Genomic DNA, 22,226 nt, shown 5'->3' with positions numbered 1-22,226 from the left:
CAAAACTGAGGCGGTTCTAGACGAGCTTGAGCATCGGAGTGCCCAAGGAGAAGGCTGGCACAGGGAACACCCAGAAAAAAACTCTGGTACAATAACTGCATTCTAAAACCTCAAGCTGCACGATCCGGTGCAAGAGGGGAAGTCCATGAAAGCGATATCCGTGATCCTGAAAGCCGCTGCAATCGGCGGGATTCTAACCATGATGAGTGCCGCACAGGCGGCTACGGTCACTTGGGAGTTCAATCGACCCTCCACCTCTAGCCAGAATCCGCCCTATGATTCCGTGGCCACCTTGACCCTGCAAGATGGAAGTGACGGGGATGGAAACTTTGTCCTCTTTACATTGGACCCCAACGAGGCTAACCCGGGGTACGACAGAAATTCACGCAAGCCCTCCACCGTCAACGATTTATCGTTCGCCTTCACAGCGAGCAGCGACCTGGCTTCAACCGCCTACGAGTACGTCTCCGGAGTGATCGCCAAGAGCTTTTTCGGGGACTTGAGCGATGACAACATCGAATCCGGTTACAAGAGCGGCGGCGGCACCGTGCAGCTGACTTGGAAAAGAGGTAATGCCAGCGATTTCACTGTCGATCAGACCAGCGTTTGGCGGATCAGGGGCACCACGATCGAGGACAACTTTTCGACCCTCGCGACGACCAACAGCAACAAGCCCTCGCCGATCTTCGGGGTCATTTCCGTCGATCCGTTCAGCCATCCCAACCAAACCCCAAACTCGTCGAATTGGGTGACTGGCCCAAACCCAGTCCCGCTGCCCGCAGCCGCCTGGCTCTTCGGCTCCGCAATGCTCGGTCTGGCGGGCATTGGCTACCGTCGCAAGGCACTGAAGGCGTCGACATAAAGGCGTTGACGTAATCGTGGATTGCTAGCCAAACGTCGCTCGCTCAACGCCCGCGCATCGGTCTTCCCCTGACGCCCTCGAGGAATCGAGGGCGTTTTGGTTTGGGTCGGGCGCTGCGCAGCTGGCCAAAGACCGGCTCATCCATCCTTGGGGCGACCTCATCAAGAACTGGCGCCTTGCCTCCCGCCAATCCCTGCTTCATGCGAAAACCAAGTGGTTTAGGGGCTTCCAGAGGATCGCCGAGACGCGCCTCATCAGACGACCTCGCTGCCCAGAGTCCACTCGAGCTGACCCACATCAAGACCGGCAGCCCGCGCCAATCCTATCTATTGAACGGAGGCGAGGCCCAGGCGATCGCGGTCTCTGCTTTTTCGTGTACGAATCTGACCTGCAAACTCTCGAAAAACCGCCTTAGCCGATTGATAAGCAAGGCGTTTAGAGTCTGCTTGCACGACTCATTGTCTGGAGCCCCGTCATCCGGGCAACAGAGAGTCGGACACGGCCGTGCCCTTGCCGCCATCAACCAAGCACGCCGATAATGCGCCCGTCACACTTCCCTCTGAGAGCGAGGCCCCACGCGGCGCATGACTTCCGAACGACTCCTACTGAGCGGCGACGATGCCGTCGCCCTTGCGGCACTCCATGCCGGCGTCAGGCTTGGGACGGGATACCCAGGCACCCCTTCCACAGAGATTCTCGAGACCTTCGACCAGCTAGGCGGCCGGGCGCAGTGGTCACCGAACGAGAAGGTCGCACTGGAGGTCGGCATTGGAACCGCCTTTGCCGGCGCACGCACCCTCGTCACCATGAAGCACGTGGGTCTCAATGTCGCGGCCGACCCGCTGTTCACCGCAGCCTATACAGATGTCACCGGCGGCCTCCTCGTGGTCTCCGCCGACGACCCTGGCATGGCCTCCAGTCAGAACGAGCAGGACAACCGCCACTATGCCCGCGCCGCGGCCCTGCCGATGCTCGAGCCCATCGACTCCCAGCAGGCCTATGACTTCACCTGGCTGGGGCTCGAGATCTCGGAGCGTTGGAAGATCCCGGTGATCCTGCGTCTGACCACCCGCGTCTGCCATTCCAAGACGGTCGTACGACCGCGCACCGCGCCGAGCGCAACCGCCGAGCCCACCTTCGAACGCGACATCCCGGCACGCGTCATGATCCCCGCCTACGCCAAGCCGGCTCATCATCGACTGCGCCAGAAGCTCGCCGAGATCGCGGCCTGGAACGAGACCGAGGGCCCGATCCGGCTGGATGACGGCGCCTCCGAGCTGGGGATCGTCGCCACCGGCATCGCGGCCATGCATGCGCGCGAGGCCGCCCCCGAGGCGCGTCAACTGACGATCGGCCTGACCTATCCGCTGCCGATGGAGCGCATCCGCCAGTTCGCCGACGGCGTGGAGCGTCTGGTCGTGGTCGAGGAAGGCGATCCCGTGCTCGCCGACACCCTGCGTGCCGCCGGCATCCCGGCCGAGGGCAAGCCCGAGATGTACAGATTCGGCGAGCTGAACGTGGCTCGCGTGCGCCGCATCCTGGCCGGCGATAACAGCCCAGAGCCCGTGCCGCCCAAGGGCAAGCCGCCCGAACTCTGCCAGGGCTGCTCGCACCGTGGGGTCTTCGAGGCGCTGCGGGATCTCGACTGCATCGTCGCTGGCGATATCGGCTGCTACACGCTCGGCGTGCTGCCGCCCTTCTCGGCCATGGATACCTGCGTCTGCATGGGCGCGAGCATCGGCGTCGGACTGGGCATGCGTCATGTGCTGCCCGACGACCAGGCGCGACGGGTGGTCAGCGTCATCGGTGATTCGACCTTCGTTCATTCAGGGATCACTGGCATCGCCGAGATGGTCTACAACCCTCCGGCGACCGGGCACCTGATCCTGATCCTGGACAACGGGACCACGGCCATGACCGGACAGCAGGAGCACCCAGGCACCGGGCGTCTGCTGGACCATTCGCCAACCGGAAAGATCAGCTTCGAGGCGCTCGCCGAGTCCATGGGTGTGCAGAACGTCCATGTGATCAGCTCGCAGGACAAGGATCAGTCCCTGAAGGACCTCATCGCGAGCCTCCTCGCCAAGCCCGAGACCTCACTGTTAGTCGCTCGGCAGCCCTGCGTGCTGGCGGCACCCAAGATCCGGTTTTACGAAAAGGCGGCGGCGGAGCAAGCATCTCAAATGCATTGCACGGCGGAAGCGGCGAATTGACAGGGCTGAGCGCATGAGCAAGGTGAAGAACGTGGTGATCGCCGGCCTCGGCGGTCAGGGGGTCCTCAAGGCCTCCGATATTTTGGCCGACGCGGCCTTCCGCGCCGGCTTCGACGTCAAGAAGAGCGAGCTGCACGGCATGAGCCAGCGCGGCGGCTCCGTGAGCAGCGACGTGCGCTTCGGCGACCTGGTGCTGAGCCCCATGGTGCCGCCGGGCGAGGCCGATGTGCTGCTGGTGCTGGAGGCGACGCAGGTCGAGATCAACCGCCCCACGCTGCGGCCTGGCGGCGTGCTCATCGGGCCGGATGTGCTGGATCCCGGCGCCCTCAAGAACAAGAAAAGCCTCAACGTCGCCCTCCTGGGAGCCATGTCGACCGCTTTGGATATTCCCGAGGAGCACTGGCTGGCGGCCATGTACGCCAACCTCGCCGAGAAGCTCCACACCATCAACGAGCAGGCCTTTGCGCTCGGCCGTTCTGCGGCAATCGAGCAAGACACTGCCGACAGATAGCACGAGGACTCCCCATGCTGACTGAGCTCTGGAACGACGCCGAGGGCGGCTTCCACCCCGCCAGCGCCCCCGATTTTCTGCCCGAGCGCGCCCTCAAAGAGGTGCAGTTGAGACGGCTGCGCGCGGTGGTGGCGCGCGCCTACCAGAACGTGGAGCTGTTCCGCGACCGCATGGAGGAGCGCGGCCTGACGCCCGACGCCATCCAGTCGCTGGAAGACATCCAGCAGCTACCTTTCACCGTCAAAGCCGACCTGCGCGACACCTACCCCTTCGGCCTCTTCGCCAGTCCCATGAGCGATGTCGTGCGTCTGCATGCCTCCTCCGGCACCACGGGCAAGCCGATCGTCGTCGCCTACACGCGCGAGGACGTCGACGTCTGGGGCGAGGTCATGGCGCGAACCCTCGCCTCCTGCGGCCTGCATCGCGGCGACATCCTGCAGAACGCCTTCGGCTATGGCCTCTTCACCGGGGGACTGGGCGCCCACTACGGCGGCGAGGCACTCGGCGCGACGGTGATTCCGATCTCCGGCGGCAACACCGATCGGCAGATCATGCTCATCCGCGACTTCAATGTCTCCGCACTCTGCTGCACGCCGAGCTACTTCACCCACATGGTCGAGCGCGCGCGCGAGCTAGGCGTCGACCTGCGCGAGTTACCCTTGCGTGTCGGCATCTTCGGCGCTGAGCCCTGGACCGACGGGATGCGCCACCACATCGAGAGCGAGGCGGGCATCAAGGCCTATGACATCTACGGACTCTCCGAGATCATCGGCCCCGGCGTCGCCAGCGAATGCGACGCGCAAGACGGACTGCACATCTTCGAGGACCATTTCTACCCCGAGATCATCGACCCCGAGACGGGCGAGGCCCTGCCGGACGGCGAGGAGGGCGAGCTAGTCCTGACGACCCTGAGCAAGAAGGCGATGCCGATGATCCGCTATCGGACCCGCGACATCACCGCGCTGATCACAGAGCCCTGCGCCTGCGGACGCACCATCCGGCGTATGCGCCGCATCGGCCGCCGCTCGGACGACATGTTCATCATCCGCGGCGTCAATGTCTTCCCCTCGCAGGTCGAGGCGGCCTTGCTGCAAGTCGAAGGGACCTTGCCGCATTATCAGATCATCCTTACCCGCGACCAGGGGCTCGACCGCATGGCGGTCGAAGTGGAAGTCACGCCCGAGGTCTTCAGCGACAAGATCAAGGGCCTGGAGGAGGTGCGCGCGCGCATCGCCCAGGCGATCGAGCACATCCTCGGCATCCGGGTCGAACTCCGACTGGTCGAGCCGCACAGCATCCCGCGCAGTGAGGGCAAGGCGAAGCGCGTGATCGATCGGCGCAACGATTGACGTTGTCAGTTGTCAGTTGTCAGTTGTCAGTTGTCAGTTGTCAGTTGTCAGTGGCTGACGGCTGGCTTTGCCTGACCGTTCCCCGCCGCGCCTTTGCCTGTCGGAGGTTGACATGCAGACAACGGCGGCTGGCCGCTCCATCAGCCTCAAGCGAGGACTCAAGACCATGAAACTGCAGCAACTCTCTCTGTTCCTCGAGAATCGGCCCGGGCGCCTGGATGCACCCTTGGAGGCCATCGCGGCGGAGGGCATCAATATCCTGACCCTTTCGCTAGCGGATAGCGCCCAGTTCGGTATCCTGCGGCTCATCGTACGCGAGTGGGACAAGGCCAAGGAGGTGCTCGAGAAGGCCGGCTGGGTGGTCAGCCTGACCGAGGTGGTGGCCGTGGACGTGCCCGACCGGCCCGGCGGCCTCGCGGAGGCACTCAAGATTCTGGAAGGCGCCGATCTCAATATCGAGTACATGTATGCCTTCTCCTTGCGCCGCGGCGACAAGGCCATTCTGATCTTCCGCTTCGAGGATCCGGATCGCGCCGTTCAGGTTCTGCTCGACAAGGGCCTGCACGTCGTTGACGGCGAAGAACTCATCAGCCTGGTGCCCTGACCGCGAGCGCCAAGGTATGTCCGCATTCCACAGAGACATCCAGGCTCAAGACGAGTATCCAATCTGGGACCCAGACGGCGAAACGCTGGCCCGGCCAGAACTGGAACAGCTGCAACTGGAGCGGTTGCGGAGCCTGGTCTCCCGTCTTGCACAGGTCCCCTTTTATCGCGATCAACTGAGCCACCGAGACATCCGGCCGCAGGGCATCCGCGACCTCGCCGATGTCCGCAAACTGCCCTTCACGACCAAGGCCGATATGCGCCGCCAGCACCCGCTCGGGCTGCTGGCGGTTCCGCGCAAGGCGCTGGCGCGCATCCACGGCTCGTCCGGAACCACCGGAAAGCCGACCTTCGTTGCCTACACGGCGAAGGACCTGGAAACCTGGTCCGAACTCTGCGCCCGCTTCCTGACGGCGGGCGGAGTGCGGCCGGAGCACAGCGCACAAGTCGCCTTCGGCTATGGGCTGTTCACGGGCGGGTTCGGGCTGCACTATGGTCTGGAGCGGGTCGGCGCAACCGTCATCCCGGCGGCCGCCGGCAACACCAGACGGCAGATCGAGATCATGCGCGACCTCAACCCGGAGGTCCTCATCTGCACGCCGAGCTACGCCCTCACCATCGCGGACGCCGCGCGGGAGCTTGGCATCGACCCGCGCGCATTGCCCATCCGGATCGGTCATTTCGGCGGTGAGCCCTGGACCGAGGACATGCGCCGCGAGATCGAGCAAGAACTGGATATCTCAGCCTTCAACAACTACGGTCTGTCCGAGGTCATCGGCCCCGGAGTCAGCGGCGAGTGCCCGGCCCGCGCGGGCATGCACATCCAAGAGGATCATTTCCTCGTGGAATGCCTGGACCCGGAAAGCCTCGAACCGGTCCCGGAGGGCGAGCCCGGCGAGCTGGTCATCACCGCTCTGACCCGCGAGGCCATGCCCATGCTTCGCTACCGCACCCGTGACATCGCCCGACTGACCCGTGAACCCTGCGCCTGCGGTCGCACCACGATGCGCATGAGCCGCGTCACCGGACGCACGGATGACATGCTGATCATCCGGGGCGTGAACGTCTTCCCGTCACAGATCGAGGAGGCCCTGCTGCGTGTCGAGGGCACCACGCCTCACTACCTCATCGAGGTCAGTCGCCCTGGCACACTCGACGAGGTCCACGTCAAGGTCGAGATCCATCCGGAGATCTTCTCCGACCGCATGGATCGCATGCAGAGGCTGCGTGAGCGCATCGGGCGGGAGATCAATAGGGTCGCGGGGATCCGCGCCCATGTCGACCTGGTCGAGCCACGCAGCATCGAGCGCTTCGTCGGCAAGGCCAAGCGCGTGCTGGACAAACGCGGCCTCAGCGACCCAGCATCCTGAGCTACCCTGATACACCGGCCTTGAGGGCAAGGCCAACTTCACCACTAGACTGGAATCGACAATGAAGAATCGACGACTCTTATCCAAGTATGGAATCCACCTTGGCGTCGCCATCCTGCTCGCGGCCGCATTCAATCTATCTGCCGCGGTCGCTGACGATCAGGGGCTCTATATCGAGACCGTCAACCGCAGCAAGGGCCTGACCGGCGAGGCACCCCGCGAAGAGATCAGCAAGACCTATGTCGCCTACGGCAAGATGAAAGTGGCCAGCTCTGATCCTCAAGGGACTGACATGATCATTGTCCCCGAGACGGGAGTCCTGACCTTCATCAACGACGAGGCCAAGCAGTTCTACACAATCGACACCAAGGGCATGATGGCGGGCATGTCTCAGCCCGGCATCGATCAGATGCGTGCCATGATGGAGCAGACCAAGGTCAGCGTCGAGCGCACCGACGAGACCAAGCAGATCAATGACTGGAACTGCAGAAAGTACCTCGTCCGCAAGACGGGAATGATGGACATCGAGCAGGAGGTCTGGGCAACCGAAGATGTCGACATCGACCTCGAGCCCTTCACGAATCTGATGAGCATGTCAGGACCAGACGGCCTGCTCGGCGACTCCCCGGCGGCCAAGGCCCAGCGTGAGGAGATGGACAAGATTGCGGGCTATCCCATCCTGACGATCTCCAAGATGCAGATGATGGGCGCAAACATGGAGACCGAAAGTGAGGTCAAGGTGATTCGCCAAGAGCCGATGCCCGCGGCCATGTTCGAAGTGCCGGAAGGCTACAGCGAGCGAGAGATGGGACCGCCAGGGGGCCAGAGCGCCGAACAGCAGAGTCCGCATTAACCTCAATACGCTCATTGGAACCGCTGGCACAAGGCATCGGAAGCCCATGTGCGCCTCAGGCTCGTGGCGGCTCAACTGAGCTTTGCGGTTCAACTGAGCTTTAGGCTCAACGGCGCGCATGGCGATCACGTCATGCGCGTCGGCCTGCACTCATCCTGACGGTCTCGATCAAGCGGGCTGCGCGCCGGAGCCCCCGCTCATAGCCTCCAACATCGCGCCGATACGCACACGGTCGTGCTTTCCAGACGCGAGCAAGGGCAACTGCTCAACCCGCATAAAGACCCTTGGACGCTCATGGCTCATCAGGCTCGAGCGACACCATTGTTCCAGATCCACTTCAGTCACCTCACCCTCGTAGGCAAGGGCGAGCCGGAAGCCCCAAACCGCCTCTCGAAGGCCAACCACGACGCAATCTCGCACGCCCGGCGCCTCGCAGACGCGTCGCTGAACCGCCGCGCGTGAGACATTGACGCCTCCGATCACCAAGACGTCGTCCGCTCGCCCCAGGATGCGCAGCTGACCATCGCTCGACAGACAGGCGAGATCCGCCGCTTCCAGCCAACCGCCGGGCTGCAGGCCACGCCCCGGAAGACGGTCCGGGCCAGCATAGCCAGCCATCACCATGGGACCGCGAACCCGCAGAGGGCGCGGAGGGCGCGTCGCCGCATCGCAGCCATGCAGGTCCAACTCGACACCGGGCAAAGGCTCACCGGCCAGCGTGGCATCCGGCTCACGGATCGCGGTCACCTTGCGAGTCGCGATTTGAGAGGTGGTCTCCGTCATGCCGTAGGTGAGATGGAGCGGCCAGCCGGCCCCCAAGGCCCGTCGTGCGAGACTCGGACTGACCGCCTGTCCACCCACGAGCAAGACGCTCAGCTGAGCTGGAGGCAGGCACCCGAGATCAAGGAGTCGAGCCAGCATAGGGGGGACCAGCGAGAGATGGGTGACGGGCCACTGGGCCAGATCCCGCGCGACCGCGGCCGCATCGAATCCGTCATGGAGCAACAGGGTCGCACCAGCAAGCGCACACCTGTAACCGATCGCGAGGCCGCCGATGTGACTCAGCCTCAAGCATGCGAGCCAGAGGTCGCTCGCGCCCAGACCGAGCCGTTGATTCGCGGCCAGCGCGGAGGCGAGCAGATTCGCCCCGGTCAGCATCGCCACCTTGGGCTCGCCGCTGCTGCCGCTCGTCTTGATAAGCGCCCTAACCTCGGTTGAGTCCGCAGAGGCAGACTGAATGAGGGAGCAATGCGTCCTTTCAAGGCAGGCGGATTGTCGATGCCATCGCCATTCGGCGCCCACGAGCTGGCTCAGCTTGGCAAGCTCGAAGGCTGGAAGGTCGGCGCGGAATGGAAACAGCGCCGCCCCAGAACGTGCCAGGCTGTGCTGCATGATGACAAGGTCCCAGGCTGGCGCGTCTGGCACCATGACGACCTCGCCCGGCTTCAGCCCGCCGGACGCGAGTCGACGCGCGCGTTCAATGACCTGGGCGTGGAGACCAGCGTAGCTGAGCCTGTCGGCTCCCTGGGCAAGCGCGCATGACGCACCCCACTGCCAGGGTGCCGCCGAGAAATCGGGCAAGTCGAGCATGCAAGGGACGTTGAGTCGACGTTCGTCCAAGGCCGAAACGTCGCGCTGCGCGTCTAAATCGACCAGCGAACCTCGAAGACGCAGCTAGGCGCACCCATGGCGTGGCAGGCTGTCTCCGTCACCTGAGCTTGGGCATGGACCAACTCGCGGAAGAGTCGCTCGAAGGTCCCTGCGTAGAAGTCGCAGAGCGCTTGGTCCGATGAGGCGCCTCGGCAGAGGAGAGAATTCTGAATGTTAATCCGGGGCGGATAGGCAGGATCAGCGTCGAAGACCCCGGTCCCGACAAAGGTCCAGGCGTTGCCTCGGATCGCCTTCAAGAGCGTTTTCGCAGCCAGCTTGGGCGGCAAGAGCTTGAGCAGCACCTGTGCTGGTCGGGGAATGCGGTTCGCGAGCAGGTAATCGCCCGTGCGCAAACCGGCATCCCGTGCGATCAGGCGCGCATCCGTGACACCGAGGTGCTGGCGCAGCGCACCCTGTAGCGCAATCACCTCACTTTCGTCGACCATCTCGGTCGGCATCGCCTTGAGGTAAGCCTCCAATCCGGCCGCCTTGAAGACCGCCTCGGCATCGCCCGCCCCGGAATGCGCCGTCAGTGCCTCGAAGACGCGGATGATCGCGTTTGGCCCGACACGTCCGTGATTCGACTTCTCACTCACGTCGACACCCTGAAGCGCCACTGGCTGCTTCCCCAGTCTACCAATGAATCCTGCGCCCCACAGAGGCCACGCAACAAGTAGCGCCCCTGGGGAGTGACTCGAATACCCTCATCCGAGACCTCAACGAGACCATGCTCGGCCTCCCTGCAGAGACGCTCGTATTCGCTATCGAGGTCAGCGGCGGAACTCGCGGGCAACTGGAGGTTGCACATGAGATAGAGAATCGCCTCGCGTCGGCGCCTGTCCGTCTCGGTCAGGACGCGTCCCCAGGCGACAGGTAGCTCGCGTGCATTGACGTGCTTCTGCCATTGCCTGAGGTCCGGCTGATTCTGCACCAGCGCCCCCCCGAGTTCGCCGATTCCGCTAGGACCGAAGGCAAGGACCTGCTTGGCGGGCATCGGCGTATAACCGATTGCGTTCCGACAAAGCCGACCCTTCGCCTGGGCATCGAACAGCTCGTCATCCTCGCGCACGAAGACATCCAAGCCAACCCAGCGATAGCCGGCTTCCGTAAAGCGCTTCACGGCGTCGTGAAAGAGTGCGAGCTTCTCGCTTGCCGACGGCAGATGCGCCTTGCTGATCGCATGTTGGTGGGGGCGACTGGAGGGGTCGTGTGCGTAGCTGAAACAGGCCACGCGATCTGGGCCCAAATCCAAGACCTGGTCGAGTGTTGCCTGAAAGCTGGACTGAGTCTGGAAAGGCAGCCCGTAGACCAGATCGAGATTGATACTCTCGAAGCCCGTCGCGCGGGCAGTCAGGAAGACATCACGCACCATGTTGAGCGACTGCACCCGCCCGATGGCCCGTTGGACATCCGTGTTCAAATCTTGAACACCGAAGCTGACACGGCGGAAGCCCAGGCCGTACAGCAACTCGAGCTGCCCGACCGACGCACGGCGCGGATTGCATTCGATCGAGGCACAGGCATCTGGCGCGAGCGCGAAATGCCGCTCCACAATCTCCATGAGACGTGCGAGCTGCGGTTCGTTGAGATGATTCGGAGTGCCGCCGCCAATGTGCAGCTGCTCCACTCTGCGACCGCAGCCGATCTCGTCCGCGACCATGTCCATCTCGATCTCGAGTGCGTCGAGATATTGGTCCACCTTCTCGATGCTGTGCGTCACCGTCGTGTTGCACGCACAATAGAGACAGCGTACGTGGCAGAAGGGCACATGGACGTAGACGGCAAGCGACGCATCCGGATCCTGCCTCACACCCTGCAGGGCCCTCTTGTATTGCGACTCAGTAAACGGCTGGTCCCCGATAAAGCCCGAAATCGAGGTCGGACAGCCATGGGTCGAATGGCCGTAGCGCTCGAGGAGGTCGAGCGGCAGACTCGAGGGTATGGGAAGCGCCATAGAACTCACCCGCCTAGTCGAATTGAAGCGATGTCACCCGTGGCACGACCTCTTTGTAGGCCCCACCGATCATGGTCAACTGCATCGAACGAGCCGTAAAAACGGAAACCGAGTCTTTGAGCCTGCCGACCTGGATTCAAAACCCAAGAGACAAACAGCCTAGGCCAGGGTGTTCTGGCCTATCAACATTTCACCGCAGCCAGTCTGCTACATAGGTGCAACAGCATAGACGTCCCGCCATCCGCAAAAGCATGACGGTCCTGGAGAAATGCGACGCTGGGAAGTTGTGCTCGTTGATCATTGGGCTCGGGCGATGATGCGTGAGCAGTATACTTGGAGAGGCACTGAAGCTCCAGGGAGCAAGAGCGATTGATCCTAAAGTTCCGCAAAACTACGAAAAGTGTACCACAGCAATCACCAACGTCCTGCGCAAATGGCGCCGAGATGTTTTCGCGCATAACCAGATTGAGGGCGTAGAAAGCAGCGGTTAGGCGATTGCCGGAACATCTCGTGCCAGCTGGCGCCGGGTCGAGGTTTGCCTTCAAGGGGCACCGCCGGGCTCTGTGGCAGCTGGCGCGACACGGAAGGCGGGCCTCGAGACCGGTCAGCGGCTGTCAGCTGTGACAGACAACGCCTTAGCAGCTCAAATGCAAGTTACAGGTTGGAGATGAGTCTGGAATCCGCCTGAATCCGGCATCGGCGCTCTGTATCGGCAGAAGACTGCGCGCTCTCGGCGCGTGGGTGCATCCGAATACATGCGGACGAATCATCCACCCCAGCCTCCGAATGACCTTCACCCGTCGAGTCGTCATGCTTGCGCGACGGCAGCGCCCAGGCCCAAAGGGCCTCGTCCGGCAAGGGCAGCACCAGGAGCCAGTGCTCGAGTATCCCCAGCGACAGCAAAGTCGCCACAAGGATCAATCCGACTGCGCTCGCGCCAGTCATCTCCGGGGCCATTGCCTTGAGAACGATGAGCACGGCGACCACAGTCGCAATCGTCACAGACACCGGGAAGAGCGGGTTCATAGACCGCTTTGACATATAGGTCTTGAGGTAGCGCAGGTGCTCGGGAAGCCAGTCTTCGTTGAGATTCGGAACACCGAGAAAGAGATTCAGCTTTGCGCTCCAGCGCATCAGCCACAAGACCACGAAAGTCCATGTGCCGATTTGGTTCGGCTCCTCGAGGGTGACGAGGGCCATGAACAGCAGGGTACCTAGAATCGCCAGCTCATGATAGAGACTGGTCAAGATCGCCAGGCCGAAACGCTTCCATTCGGAGCACGCCGGCGGGCAAGGCGTCTTTCGCGGTCCGGTGACAAATCCGGTGAAGTAGCTCATCTCCAGGACGCCCCAAATGACGACACCGCAAGAAAAGGCTAGGTAAGTCGCAAAGATGGTATCCGAAGCGCTGGTGACGACCAGCCCGAAGATCGCAATGGCGAGGACGATGGTCCCGCCGAGGAGGGTCCAGCGGAAGGTCCGGCCGGGGAGGTTATCTAGGTAAAGGACAACTCCGGTGCTAAACCACCACAACCCAAGCGCGTACAGGATTGGAAAACCGAAATCAGACATCGACTAGACCCAACTCTCGAGCAGATGGATCCCTGAGCACCAAGGATCGGCCGTTGAACTCGATCGCGATCCTCAGTCTCAACGACGTCTGAAATCGGTCGCGAACAGACGCCCGCGACTTCGCGAGCATGGCGGGGTTTGGCTCAGTCCGAACCTGAGCCTGCAGGCAGCAGCTCGGCGAACGAGGCTTGGTTCGTCTCACCATAGGCCCGAAGATCAAGAAGGATACCGGTAACCGGGTCCTCAAGCGTCACATCACCGCTTTCTCGGCGCGCCAGACGGAAAGGCTCCGCCAGGGTCGCGTCATAGCCGCGCCGCTGGCGCTCCATGCTTCGCAACACCCCGCGAATAAAGCCCTCGCCGCCCGGAGGCAACACCTGAATAAGTTCGCCCGTACTCACATCCTTCACGGCCGTAGAGCCATCCTCCTGGTCGACGAAAACGATGTCCCGCGACTCCAACGCCGCCGTAACCGGCGCCTGCGGGAGCATGACGCCTGTCATTCGGGCGATCGCAATCATGATGATCGTGAAGCTCAGCAAAGCGGCGACGGCAATGAGAACGCCCTTGGGAAAGGCGCGCTCCTCGAAAGGATCACTCACAGGAAAACCTCTTAGGAAACGGATTCGTCTGCGGAGGCCAGCTGATGCGCGGGGGCGGTTCCGATCGGGTCATGGTGCGCAGAGGACTCTTGATTGACTTCTTCCGAGTATGCCTTCAGGGCCCCCGCCAAGATCCCAGCGACCTCTGTCGCGTCAGGGACCGTGCGCAGCATCGGCTGTGGTGGCGAAAAATGCCAGGGACGCGCGTGAGGCCAAAAAATCACATAAGACGGCTTCGCCGACTGCGCAAGCAGCAGCGGGATATCACCCGTACCGTCCTCGTAGGTCTTGAGATCGGCCGAGCGGATTTGCTTGAAGGGTAGATTCATCATCATCGGCAGCGCCACACCGATCCGCATCACCACCCGTTTATTGGTGATGGTATAGATGGTCGTGCGCGCCATCGCCCAAGCCAAGAGCGCTAGGGCACCGATCGAGATACCCGCGAGCAGCAGCATCCACGTCAGGCTTGAAAGGACGCTCGCCATGGAAAGGCCGTCCGACCAATCCACGGCAATCGCCAAGACCTCGAGCACCGCAAAATAAATCGCGATATTTCGGACATGAAAGGCCCGCCGCGCCAGGGAACCCCAGCGCGGCTTGCCCTGCCAGAGCACCTCCTCACCAGGAGGAAGGCGCTCTGGCAAGCCCTGAATGGGCTCGAAGTCATACTCTCTCACAATAAGGGACCAGCACGCTCAGCGGTTGCGTAGAGCTTACCACCTGCGTAGTAGGCGCAGACCTTGTCTTCCTCATAGAGGGTGATTTGGTCAGGCTTCGCCAAACCCGGGACGTTCGCGAAGTGCTCGGCCTTGATCGCAGCGACCTTGATGGAGCGAGCCTTCTTGTTGAAGCGGCAGAAGTTGATCGGCAACAAAGCCTGCTTGCCGCCCTTCGCGACCTTCATCTCGAGGTAGCGGATCTGCGGCTCGGAGCGGTCGACCCAAACGTCGGTCACGGTACCTGCGGTCTCGCCGTCAAGGCCAACAACGGTCATTCCGCGCGGATCCGGATCCTTGTCGGAGATGCTGAAGTCGGTAGCGACGCGCAGCGGAACAATCTTTGCCTGACCCTCAAAGGTCAGATCGCAGTGCTTCGGACGATCCGGGGAGGCGGCGGGGCCGAACTCGGAAAGCATTGGATCACCGACCGGATCGAAGGGAGCGCCCGGGAAGGGAGCAGCAGGCGTCGCCTTCAAATTCGTGGCCGGAGCCTCTTGGCGAGGTGCCTGCACGGTCCCCATGTTATGAGGCATGATGAAGGTCTTGGGCTCGGCCAGGACCGGAAAACCAACGACTTTCACGCGTCCGCCGGACCTTTCGGTGCGGTCGGAATCGAGCGGATAGCCCTCGCGCTTATCCTCCTGGCGGAGGTAGTAAACGAGTCCAGCAAAGAAGAACCAAAAGGCCCAAATCGTTAGTTGTGCAACGTCGATGTAGTCAGTGATGGCAGCAGACATGATGTAACCTCCGTAGGACAAATGGCTAGCCAGAATAGTCAGCTAGACAGTTACGCGATGACCGCCGTGGACCGAATCCTTTCGCGGCGTACACGGACGGACCAATGGCGATCAGCGTGGCAAAAAACAAAACGACCTCAGTGCAATAGACGACCCCAGATCCGTTGGATACCGGGCCCATTACCCTTGCTAGGCCAAGGCGAGACGGCGCCGTCTCCCCCTGAAACTGACAAGCGCATCGCCACGACCCGAGCCGTGGCCCCACAGCGCTGAAAAGCGCTCGATCGATCTCGCCTCGAGTGTCTCGAGACGCACTAGCAAACGCCTCAGGCCGGCAACAGCTCCAGCGCCTGGGACGTGTAGAACCCAACGGCAATTCGCCGTGTTCGGTTCGGCGCCCAACCTTGCAGACCCGGCTCGTTCGCGATGAGCTGCGTCAGTGCTCGCATGCTAACCGGCTCGATCGCTGGAGAACGGTCTCCGCGAGGGAAGAAGCGCCCGACGGCATGCATGATCGCGAGCGGCACGGTTCTCGGCGCAAACGTGAAAAGAATCGAGCCGCTCGTTCGATCAGCCAAACCCGCGAGCACCTTCACGACATCGGCGGGGCAATAATGAATGAGCGAATCCATCCCGACTACATGGTCGAATTGTCCGTGAGCAGGATCGAGCATATCCCCGGCCTGAAATGTCACCGAACCTTGACCTAGGTCAGTTGGAGCACGCTCGCGCGCGATCTCGATCAGCGTTGGTGCGACATCGATGGCGACGACATCCGCGCCGCGCCGCGCCGCTTCCACAGCAAGCGCGCCAGTGCCGCAGCCGGCGTCCAAGAGACGCTTGCCAGTCAGGTCGTCCGGCAGCCATTCGAGCAGTGTCCGACGCATGTCGTCACGCCCGGCGCGCACCGTCTCACGGATCTTGCTGACCTTGGCATCCGAGGTGAGCTTGCGCCAGGCATCTGCCGCCGTGCGATCGAAGTAGTGCTCGATCTCACCGCGACGTTCCTGGTAAGAGACCTTCTCCATCAATCAAACCCCAGAAAGTCAAAGATGTCGCGGTCGCGCATCGGCTGCGCAGACAAGGGCTCCACACCCTCCCAAAGCCGCTCGGCGAGCTGCAAGTATTGCTGCTGGGCCTCTTCGAGGCCAGAGCCTGCTTCCGGCTCCATTTCAAAGACAGTCGATTTCTTCAGCCGACTGCGACGGATGATGTCCAGATCTGGTAGATGTGCCAACCGCTTGAGCCCAACGGCATCCGTGAAACGATCGATCTCGTCGGTCTTGACGCTGCGGTTGGCGATCACGCCGCCGAGGCGAACCTTGTAGTGCTTCGACTTGGCGAGGATGGCGGTCGCGATGCGGTTCATGGCGAAGATCGAGTCGAAGTCGTTCGCCGTCACGATCATCGCCCGCTCCGCGTGCTGGAGGGGAGCAGCGAAACCACCGCAGACCACATCACCCAGCACGTCGAAGATGACGACATCGGTATCCTCGAGCAGATGGTGCTGCTTGAGCAGCTTGACCGTCTGCCCGACCACATAGCCACCACAGCCGGTTCCGGCCGGTGGTCCACCGGCCTCGACGCACATCACACCGTTGTAGCCCTCGTAGACGTAGTCGCTCGGACGCAGCTCCTCGGCGTGGAAATCCACGGACTCGAGAACGTCGATGACGGTCGGCACGAGACACTTGGTCAGGGTGAAGGTCGAGTCATGCTTGGGATCGCAGCCGATCTGCAGCACGCGCTTACCGAGCTTCGAGAAGGCAACCGACAGATTAGAGGAGGTCGTGCTCTTGCCGATTCCGCCCTTACCGTAGATCGCAAACACCTTGGCGGTGTCGATGCAAATGTCCGGATCGAGCTGCACCTGAACACTGCCTTCGCCATCCGGGTGCTTGGGCAAGCTGCCGAACATATCAGCGGGGAGTTCCGGCACGCTCACGCGGCAGCCTCCTCGATGACGCCTTCTAGCCGATCTTCCAATTCTTCTCCTGCGCGCCGCAGCGCTTCAAGCGTCGCGTCGTCCGGCGACCAGTAGTTCCGCTCATGGGCTTCGATGAGTCGATTTGCGACCTTGGCCGAGGCCGTGGGGTTGAGCTGTGCGAGACGATTTCGCATCTCTTCGTCGAGCACGAATGTCTCGGTCAGCTGCTGGTAGACCCAGGGCGCGACCTGACCGGTCGTCGCGGACCAGCCCATGGTGTTGGTGACATGCACCTCGATCTGGCGCACACCCTCATAGCCATGCTTCAGCATGCCCTCATACCACTTGGGATTGAGCATACGCGTGCGGGTCTCCAAGGCAACCTGCTCGGCCAGGGTGCGGACGACACCGTCCCCGCGTGTCTGATCACCGATGTAGACCGGAACCTCGTCGCCCTTGTACTGACCAACCGCCTTCGCGATTCCGCCGAGGGTGTCGAAGTAGTGATCGACAGTCGTCACTCCCAGCTCGACCGAATCGAGGTTCTGATAGGCCAGCTGGACCTTGCCGAGGCAGCTCTTGAGCAGCTCCGCCTGCTGCACCGGCTTGCCCGAGCGGCCATAGGCGAAGCTCTTGCGGCGGGTGTAGGTCTCCGCCAACTCCTCGCCGTCATCCCAACTGCTGCTGTCGATGAGATGGTTGACGTTGGCACCATAGGCACCGTCAGCGTTACTAAAGACACGCAGTGACGCGGTCTCCAGGTCGCAGCCGTGCTCCTCCTGGTATGCAAGCGCATGCTTGCGAATGAAGTTCTGCTCGACTGGCTCATCGGCGGAGGCGGCCAAAAAGGATGCCTCGGCCAACAGCTGGGTCTGCAACGGCAGCAGATCGCGGAAGATGCCCGACAAGGTCATGACAACGTCGATGCGCGGGCGCCCCAACTCCTCCAGAGGGATTAGGGTCGCACCGGCGAGACGCCCGTAGTTGTCGAAGCGCGGCTGAGCACCGATGAGCGACAGCGCCTGCCCGATGGGACCACCCTCCGTCTTGAGGTTGTCTGTGCCCCAAAGCACGAGCGCGATCGTCTCCGGATAACCGTTGCCCTCCGAGAGGTGACGCTCGACCAGCCGAGCCGCCTGTTGAGCACCATCCTTGACGGCAAAAACGCTCGGCAGCCTGAAGGGATCGAAGCCATGCAGGTTGCGGCCTGTCGGCAGGATCGCCGGCGTGCGCAGGAGATCGCCACCAGGCGCAGGCGGGATAAAGTGCCCGTCGAGTGCACGCAAGATCGCCGGGATCTCGGTGTCCTGGGCCAGCAGTCGATTGGTCTCGGCAAGCTCACGGAAGAGGGCGACGTTCTCCTCGGTCGCCTTCATCTTGCCCACCTTGAGTGCCTTTTCAGGCGACTTGCCAGCAACCAGCGCTTCCAGAGCTGCCTGCTCTGGACGGATATCCTTGGTCGACTCGGCGACCGCCATCAGGAGATCGACACGCTCTTCCTCGGTCGGCGCCTCGCCGACGACATGCAGCCCGTGCGGGATGAGGGTGTATTCAAGCTCCAGGACATCGTCGTTGAGCTTCGCGACACGCGCATCGACGTCATCGCTCCATTGCGGCTCCGGGTCCACCAGCTCCAGCTCAGCCGCCTGGACCTGGATCAGCTCGGCGAGCGTGGCGCGCTCATCCACGTCATCCGGTGGCAGCGAGCGCCAACGCTCCATGGAGCCCTTGAGTTCGACCAAGCCCTTGTAGAGACCGGCATGGGCGATGGGTGGCGTCATGTAGCTGACGAGCGTCGCTGCCGAGCGTCGCTTGGCAATGGTGCCTTCTGAGGGGTTATTGGAGGCGTAGAGATAGATGTTCGGCAAATCACTGATCAGGCGGTCCGGCCAGCAGGAACTCCCGAGACCAGCTTGCTTACCGGGCATGAACTCAAGCGCACCGTGCGTCCCGAAGTGCAGGACCGCATGCGCGCCGAAGTCATCGCGGATGTAGCGATAGAAGGCCGAGAAGGCGTGCGTCGGCGCAAAGCCCTTCTCGAAGAGCAGGCGCATGGGGTCGCCTTCATAGCCGAAAGACGGCTGAACCCCAACGAAGACGTTCCCGAACTGGGCTCCCAACACGAAGATGGAGGCGCCATCGTTCTGCTGCTTACCAGGCGCAGCCCCCCACTGCTTCTCGATCTCGGCAAGGTAGCGCTCGCGCCGGACGTGGTCGTCCACCGGGATTCGAGCGTGTACGTTGGCATGGGCACCGAATCGAGAGGCGTTGCCGTTGACGATGCGCTCGCGCAGGTCGTCGAGGTCCTCAGGGAGATCGACCTTGTAGCCGGCAGCATCCATGGCGATCAGGGTGCGATGGAGGGATGCGAAGACCGACAGATAAGCGGCCGTGCCCGTGTTACCGGCATTGGGCGGGAAGTTGAAGAGCACGATGGCCACCTTGCGCTCGGCACGCTCGGCCCGGCGCATCGCCACAAGCTTCGCGGTGCGTGAGGCGAGCATCTCGGCGCGCTCCTGGTGGGAGTGCATGTCGCGCGCGCCGTCTTCCGCGCCGCCGCCGTTGCGGCCACCGTAAACCAGGGAGCCGGCGGCACCGTCGAGTTCTGGAATGGCAACCATCATGGTCGCCTCGACCGGCAGCAGCCCTTGATCGGAGTCCTGCCACTGGTCCAGCGTCTGGAATTCGACCGCGAGCGTCGACAGATAGGGAACATCGAGCCGCGTCAGCATCTCCTCGGCCGCGCGCGAGTCGTTATAGGCAGGCCCACCGACCAGGGAAAAGCCGGTCAGGGAGACCACGGCGTCGACCGTCGCCTGGCCGTCCCGCATGAAGAATTTCTCGATCGCGGGCCGCGCGTCCAAACCGCTGGCAAAGGCGGGGACAACTTGGAGACCACGCGCCTCAAGGGCCCGGATGACACCGTCATAATGTCCCGAATTGCTCGCAAGGACATAGGAGCGCATCAACAGCAAACCGACGCGACCCTGAGAGCCCTTCTTAGTCGGCAGCTGAGCGAGCTTCTCGCTGATCCGCCCCTTCATGTCGGGGTGATAGAGTCCGGTCTCTGGATACTCGATCGGCGGGGCGGCCTTGAGGGTGCCACGCAGGTGCCGACGCTCGCCATCGGCATAGCGATCAACGAGGAACCGCAGCATGTTCGCCAGATTTTCATCCGAACCAGCAAGCCAATACTGCAGGGTCAGGAAGTAAGCGCGGACGTCTTGGGCCGTTCCAGGGATGAAGCGCAGAAGCTTGGGGATACGCCGCAGCATGGACATCTGCTGCGCACCAGTGCTCTGCTTGCGCTCTTTGTTGCCGCGCAGACGCTTGAGCAAGGCCATGGGCCCGCCCGGCGAGCCATCCATCGCGAAGCCGCCCATACGGGTCTTCTTCATCAGCTCGCTCGCGGACATGCACACGATCATGGCATCGCAGCTGTCGCGGCGCGCGGCAAGGTCCGCAAGGATAGGCTGAAAATGGTCCTCCATGACGAGCATGGTGACCATGATGATATCGCCCTGGGCGATGTCTTTGCGGCATCGCTCCAGCGACTCGGGATCGTCCGCCCACTCGGTCGCGGCATGCAGGTTCAGCTCGAGCCCCGGGAGGTCGCGGCGAACCACGGGCAGCGCGCGCTGGGTGGTCCCAGCCAGGTGCCCGTCGAGGTTAATGATGACGACACGGACCGGAGTTGCATCCGGAGCCTTGGTCGTCGCTTTAGCGACCGAAGTGCGCTTTGGCATCGTAAAGCGTCTCCACAGTAATTGTCTGGATCCCCTGTTCTTGCGCGTAGCGCTCCGTATTCCGACGCGCCTTCCCACGCACGAAGAAGGGAATCTTTTTCAGTTCCTGCTCGGCATCCGGTGCCCAGGCCATAATGGTTTCACCAGCCTCCCCATCGCCCTCCGCAGGCTCCGCCGGAGGCGGCTGCGAGCGACCTGGGGTCGCACTCGACCCAAGATGCGAAGGCGTCGCCGCATCATGGAACTCGAAGTCCTCTCGAAACATGGTAATAAGGTGCTCTTCCAGCCCCATCATCAGGGGATGGACCCATGTATCGAAGATGACGTTGGCGCCTTCGAACCCCATCTGCGGGGCATAACGCGACGGAAAATCCTGGATGTGCACCGGCGCGGAGATCACGGCACAGGGGACCCCCAGACGCTTGGCGATGTGGCGCTCCATCTGCGTGCCCAGAACGAGTTCCGGGTGCAGCTCGGCGACCTTCTTCTCCACCTCGAGGTAGTCATCCGTTATCAGCGGCTCCACACCGTAATGCTTGGCCGCATCTCGCACTTCCCGAGCAAACTCACGGGCGTAGGTGCCGAGCCCGACGACTTTGAAGCCCAGCTCCTCGGAGGCAATGCGCGCTGAAGCCACAACATGCGTGGCGTCACCGAAGATGAACACCCGCTTCCCAGTCAGATAGGTCGAGTCCACTGAGCGCGAGTACCACGGCATTCTAGACCAGATCGGATCCGCTGTGGCGTCGAGATCGAGCTGGAGCGCACGCCCGACCTCCTGAATGAAGTCGTGCGTCGCACCGATACCGATGGGCACTGTCTTGATGGTCGGCTGACCAAACATGCGCTCCAACCAGTGACAGGCCTGGTCGGCCACCTCTGGGTAGAGACAGAGATTGATGTCGGCCTCGGGGATCCTGAGCAGGTCTTCCGGGGTAGCCCCAAGTGGCGCGATCACGTTGACGTCGACGCCAATCGAATCCAAGAGGCGCGTTACCTCGACCACGTCGTCGCGGCAACGGAAACCCAGCGCCGTCGGGCCGAGCAGATTCGCCTTGGGCCGCGGGCCAGATGCGCGCATCTCGGACTCAGCGCCGGGAGTCGGCACTCGACTCTTCAGCAGGCCCCGCACGAGCTGGTAGAAAGTCTCGTTTGCCCCCCACCCCTCTTTCCGCGTGTAGGCAGGCAGCTCCAGCGGTAGGACAGGCACCGGCAGCCCCATCCCCTGAGCGAGCGCCGTAGGCTGATCTTGAATCAGCTCCGCAGTGCAAGACTCGCCGATCATGAGCACGCGTGGCTTGAACCGATCGTAGGCCTCTTGAATCGTGGTCTTGACCAGCCCGGCGGTATCGCCCCCCAACTCGCGCGCTTGGAAGGTCGTATAGGTCACCGGAGGACGCTGACCACGTCGCTCGATCATGGTGAAGAGCAGATCGGCGTAGGTGTCACCTTGAGGCGCATGCAGCACCAAATGGACACCCTCCATCGAGACGGCGATCCGCATCGCGCCGATGTGCGGGGGACCTTCATAGGACCAAAGGGTCAGCTGCATGAC

The 22,226-nt window shown here is 62.5% G+C and carries 18 protein-coding genes; 7 read left to right on the top strand and 11 right to left on the bottom strand.

Annotated features, from left to right (window positions below; all coding sequences use genetic code 11):
• Positions 1-160: 160 nt before the first annotated feature.
• The 7 genes from G3480_RS27765 (at position 161) to G3480_RS01100 (ending at position 7,761) form a co-directional block, all read left to right on the top strand.
• Positions 161-862 carry a VPLPA-CTERM sorting domain-containing protein gene (locus G3480_RS27765; RefSeq protein ID WP_206171426.1) on the top strand — a complete coding sequence of 234 codons (702 nt, stop codon included), beginning with the start codon at positions 161-163 and terminating at the stop codon, positions 860-862.
• 584 nt (positions 863-1,446) lie between these two features.
• The gene (locus tag G3480_RS01125; protein ID WP_164651805.1) at positions 1,447-3,075 is read left to right on the top strand and encodes a thiamine pyrophosphate-dependent enzyme; all 1,629 of its coding nucleotides are present in this window, start codon (positions 1,447-1,449) and stop codon (positions 3,073-3,075) included.
• A gap of 13 nt (positions 3,076-3,088) precedes the next feature.
• The gene (locus G3480_RS01120) at positions 3,089-3,586 is read left to right on the top strand and encodes an indolepyruvate oxidoreductase subunit beta (RefSeq protein ID WP_164651804.1); all 498 of its coding nucleotides are present in this window, start codon (positions 3,089-3,091) and stop codon (positions 3,584-3,586) included.
• 14 nt (positions 3,587-3,600) lie between these two features.
• On the top strand, positions 3,601-4,935 hold the full coding sequence (locus G3480_RS01115; RefSeq protein WP_164651803.1) for a phenylacetate--CoA ligase family protein: 1,335 nt from the start codon (positions 3,601-3,603) through the stop codon (positions 4,933-4,935).
• Between the two features lie 166 nt (positions 4,936-5,101).
• A complete protein-coding gene (locus tag G3480_RS01110) occupies positions 5,102-5,539 on the top strand; it encodes an ACT domain-containing protein (protein ID WP_164651823.1) in 438 nt (145 codons plus the stop codon).
• A 16-nt stretch (positions 5,540-5,555) separates the two neighbouring features.
• Positions 5,556-6,908, top strand: a complete 1,353-nt coding sequence (locus G3480_RS01105; RefSeq protein ID WP_164651802.1) for a phenylacetate--CoA ligase family protein — start codon at positions 5,556-5,558, stop codon at positions 6,906-6,908.
• A 61-nt stretch (positions 6,909-6,969) separates the two neighbouring features.
• Positions 6,970-7,761 (top strand): DUF4412 domain-containing protein, encoded by a 792-nt coding sequence (locus G3480_RS01100; RefSeq protein ID WP_164651801.1) that lies wholly within the window; start codon positions 6,970-6,972, stop codon positions 7,759-7,761.
• A 168-nt stretch (positions 7,762-7,929) separates the two neighbouring features.
• Here G3480_RS01100 and G3480_RS01095 read toward each other — a convergent pair whose 3' ends face one another.
• The 11 genes from G3480_RS01095 to bchB all read right to left on the bottom strand — a co-directional run bounded on the left by G3480_RS01095 (position 7,930) and on the right by bchB (position 22,223).
• Positions 7,930-9,381, bottom strand: coding sequence for a class I adenylate-forming enzyme family protein (locus tag G3480_RS01095; protein WP_240905509.1), 1,452 nt, complete (start codon positions 9,379-9,381; stop codon positions 7,930-7,932).
• 23 nt (positions 9,382-9,404) lie between these two features.
• Complete coding sequence (bchJ, locus tag G3480_RS01090) at positions 9,405-10,007, bottom strand: bacteriochlorophyll 4-vinyl reductase (RefSeq protein WP_338114034.1); 603 nt, start codon at positions 10,005-10,007, stop codon at positions 9,405-9,407.
• On the bottom strand, positions 10,004-11,365 hold the full coding sequence (gene hemN, locus G3480_RS01085; RefSeq protein ID WP_164651799.1) for an oxygen-independent coproporphyrinogen III oxidase: 1,362 nt from the start codon (positions 11,363-11,365) through the stop codon (positions 10,004-10,006). Before hemN ends, bchJ begins: the two co-directional genes overlap by 4 nt.
• A gap of 654 nt (positions 11,366-12,019) precedes the next feature.
• Positions 12,020-12,937 carry a putative photosynthetic complex assembly protein PuhE gene (gene puhE, locus G3480_RS01080; protein ID WP_164651798.1) on the bottom strand — a complete coding sequence of 306 codons (918 nt, stop codon included), beginning with the start codon at positions 12,935-12,937 and terminating at the stop codon, positions 12,020-12,022.
• Positions 12,938-13,080: 143 nt separating this feature from the next.
• Positions 13,081-13,539 carry a photosynthetic complex assembly protein PuhC gene (gene puhC / locus G3480_RS01075; RefSeq protein WP_164651797.1) on the bottom strand — a complete coding sequence of 153 codons (459 nt, stop codon included), beginning with the start codon at positions 13,537-13,539 and terminating at the stop codon, positions 13,081-13,083.
• Positions 13,540-13,550: 11 nt separating this feature from the next.
• Complete coding sequence (puhB, locus tag G3480_RS01070) at positions 13,551-14,219, bottom strand: photosynthetic complex putative assembly protein PuhB (RefSeq protein ID WP_164651796.1); 669 nt, start codon at positions 14,217-14,219, stop codon at positions 13,551-13,553.
• Complete coding sequence (gene puhA, locus G3480_RS01065; protein WP_164651795.1) at positions 14,216-14,998, bottom strand: photosynthetic reaction center subunit H; 783 nt, start codon at positions 14,996-14,998, stop codon at positions 14,216-14,218. The genes puhB and puhA overlap by 4 nt, the downstream gene beginning before the upstream one ends.
• 326 nt (positions 14,999-15,324) lie before the next feature.
• Positions 15,325-16,026 (bottom strand): magnesium protoporphyrin IX methyltransferase, encoded by a 702-nt coding sequence (bchM, locus tag G3480_RS01060; protein ID WP_164651794.1) that lies wholly within the window; start codon positions 16,024-16,026, stop codon positions 15,325-15,327.
• Complete coding sequence (gene bchL, locus G3480_RS01055; protein WP_164651821.1) at positions 16,026-16,916, bottom strand: ferredoxin:protochlorophyllide reductase (ATP-dependent) iron-sulfur ATP-binding protein; 891 nt, start codon at positions 16,914-16,916, stop codon at positions 16,026-16,028. Before bchL ends, bchM begins: the two co-directional genes overlap by 1 nt.
• A gap of 23 nt (positions 16,917-16,939) precedes the next feature.
• Complete coding sequence (locus tag G3480_RS01050) at positions 16,940-20,671, bottom strand: magnesium chelatase subunit H (protein ID WP_164651793.1); 3,732 nt, start codon at positions 20,669-20,671, stop codon at positions 16,940-16,942.
• Positions 20,646-22,223, bottom strand: coding sequence for a ferredoxin:protochlorophyllide reductase (ATP-dependent) subunit B (gene bchB, locus G3480_RS01045; RefSeq protein WP_164651792.1), 1,578 nt, complete (start codon positions 22,221-22,223; stop codon positions 20,646-20,648). Before bchB ends, G3480_RS01050 begins: the two co-directional genes overlap by 26 nt.
• Positions 22,224-22,226: the final 3 nt, after the last annotated feature.

This window comes from Thiorhodococcus mannitoliphagus (assembly GCF_010915725.1).
GTDB lineage: Bacteria > Pseudomonadota > Gammaproteobacteria > Chromatiales > Chromatiaceae > Thiorhodococcus > Thiorhodococcus mannitoliphagus.
The sequence above is the reverse complement of the archived record's forward strand: the minus strand, read 5'-3'. Positions and strand labels throughout refer to the sequence as shown.

What these genes read in the sequence shown, in the direction of transcription:
- G3480_RS01125 (WP_164651805.1), top strand. Translation starts at nt 1,447, where the DNA reads ATGACTTCCGAACGACTCCTACTGAGCGGCGACGATGCCGTCGCCCTT.
- G3480_RS01120 (WP_164651804.1), top strand. Translation starts at nt 3,089, where the DNA reads ATGAGCAAGGTGAAGAACGTGGTGATCGCCGGCCTCGGCGGTCAGGGG.
- G3480_RS01115 (WP_164651803.1), top strand. Translation starts at nt 3,601, where the DNA reads ATGCTGACTGAGCTCTGGAACGACGCCGAGGGCGGCTTCCACCCCGCC.
- G3480_RS01110 (WP_164651823.1), top strand. Translation starts at nt 5,102, where the DNA reads ATGAAACTGCAGCAACTCTCTCTGTTCCTCGAGAATCGGCCCGGGCGC.
- G3480_RS01105 (WP_164651802.1), top strand. Translation starts at nt 5,556, where the DNA reads ATGTCCGCATTCCACAGAGACATCCAGGCTCAAGACGAGTATCCAATC.
- G3480_RS01100 (WP_164651801.1), top strand. Translation starts at nt 6,970, where the DNA reads ATGAAGAATCGACGACTCTTATCCAAGTATGGAATCCACCTTGGCGTC.
- hemN (WP_164651799.1), bottom strand. Translation starts at nt 11,365, where the DNA reads ATGGCGCTTCCCATACCCTCGAGTCTGCCGCTCGACCTCCTCGAGCGC.
- puhE (WP_164651798.1), bottom strand. Translation starts at nt 12,937, where the DNA reads ATGTCTGATTTCGGTTTTCCAATCCTGTACGCGCTTGGGTTGTGGTGG.
- puhA (WP_164651795.1), bottom strand. Translation starts at nt 14,998, where the DNA reads ATGTCTGCTGCCATCACTGACTACATCGACGTTGCACAACTAACGATT.
- bchM (WP_164651794.1), bottom strand. Translation starts at nt 16,026, where the DNA reads ATGGAGAAGGTCTCTTACCAGGAACGTCGCGGTGAGATCGAGCACTAC.
- bchL (WP_164651821.1), bottom strand. Translation starts at nt 16,916, where the DNA reads ATGTTCGGCAGCTTGCCCAAGCACCCGGATGGCGAAGGCAGTGTTCAG.
- G3480_RS01050 (WP_164651793.1), bottom strand. Translation starts at nt 20,671, where the DNA reads ATGCCAAAGCGCACTTCGGTCGCTAAAGCGACGACCAAGGCTCCGGAT.
- bchB (WP_164651792.1), bottom strand. Translation starts at nt 22,223, where the DNA reads ATGCAGCTGACCCTTTGGTCCTATGAAGGTCCCCCGCACATCGGCGCG.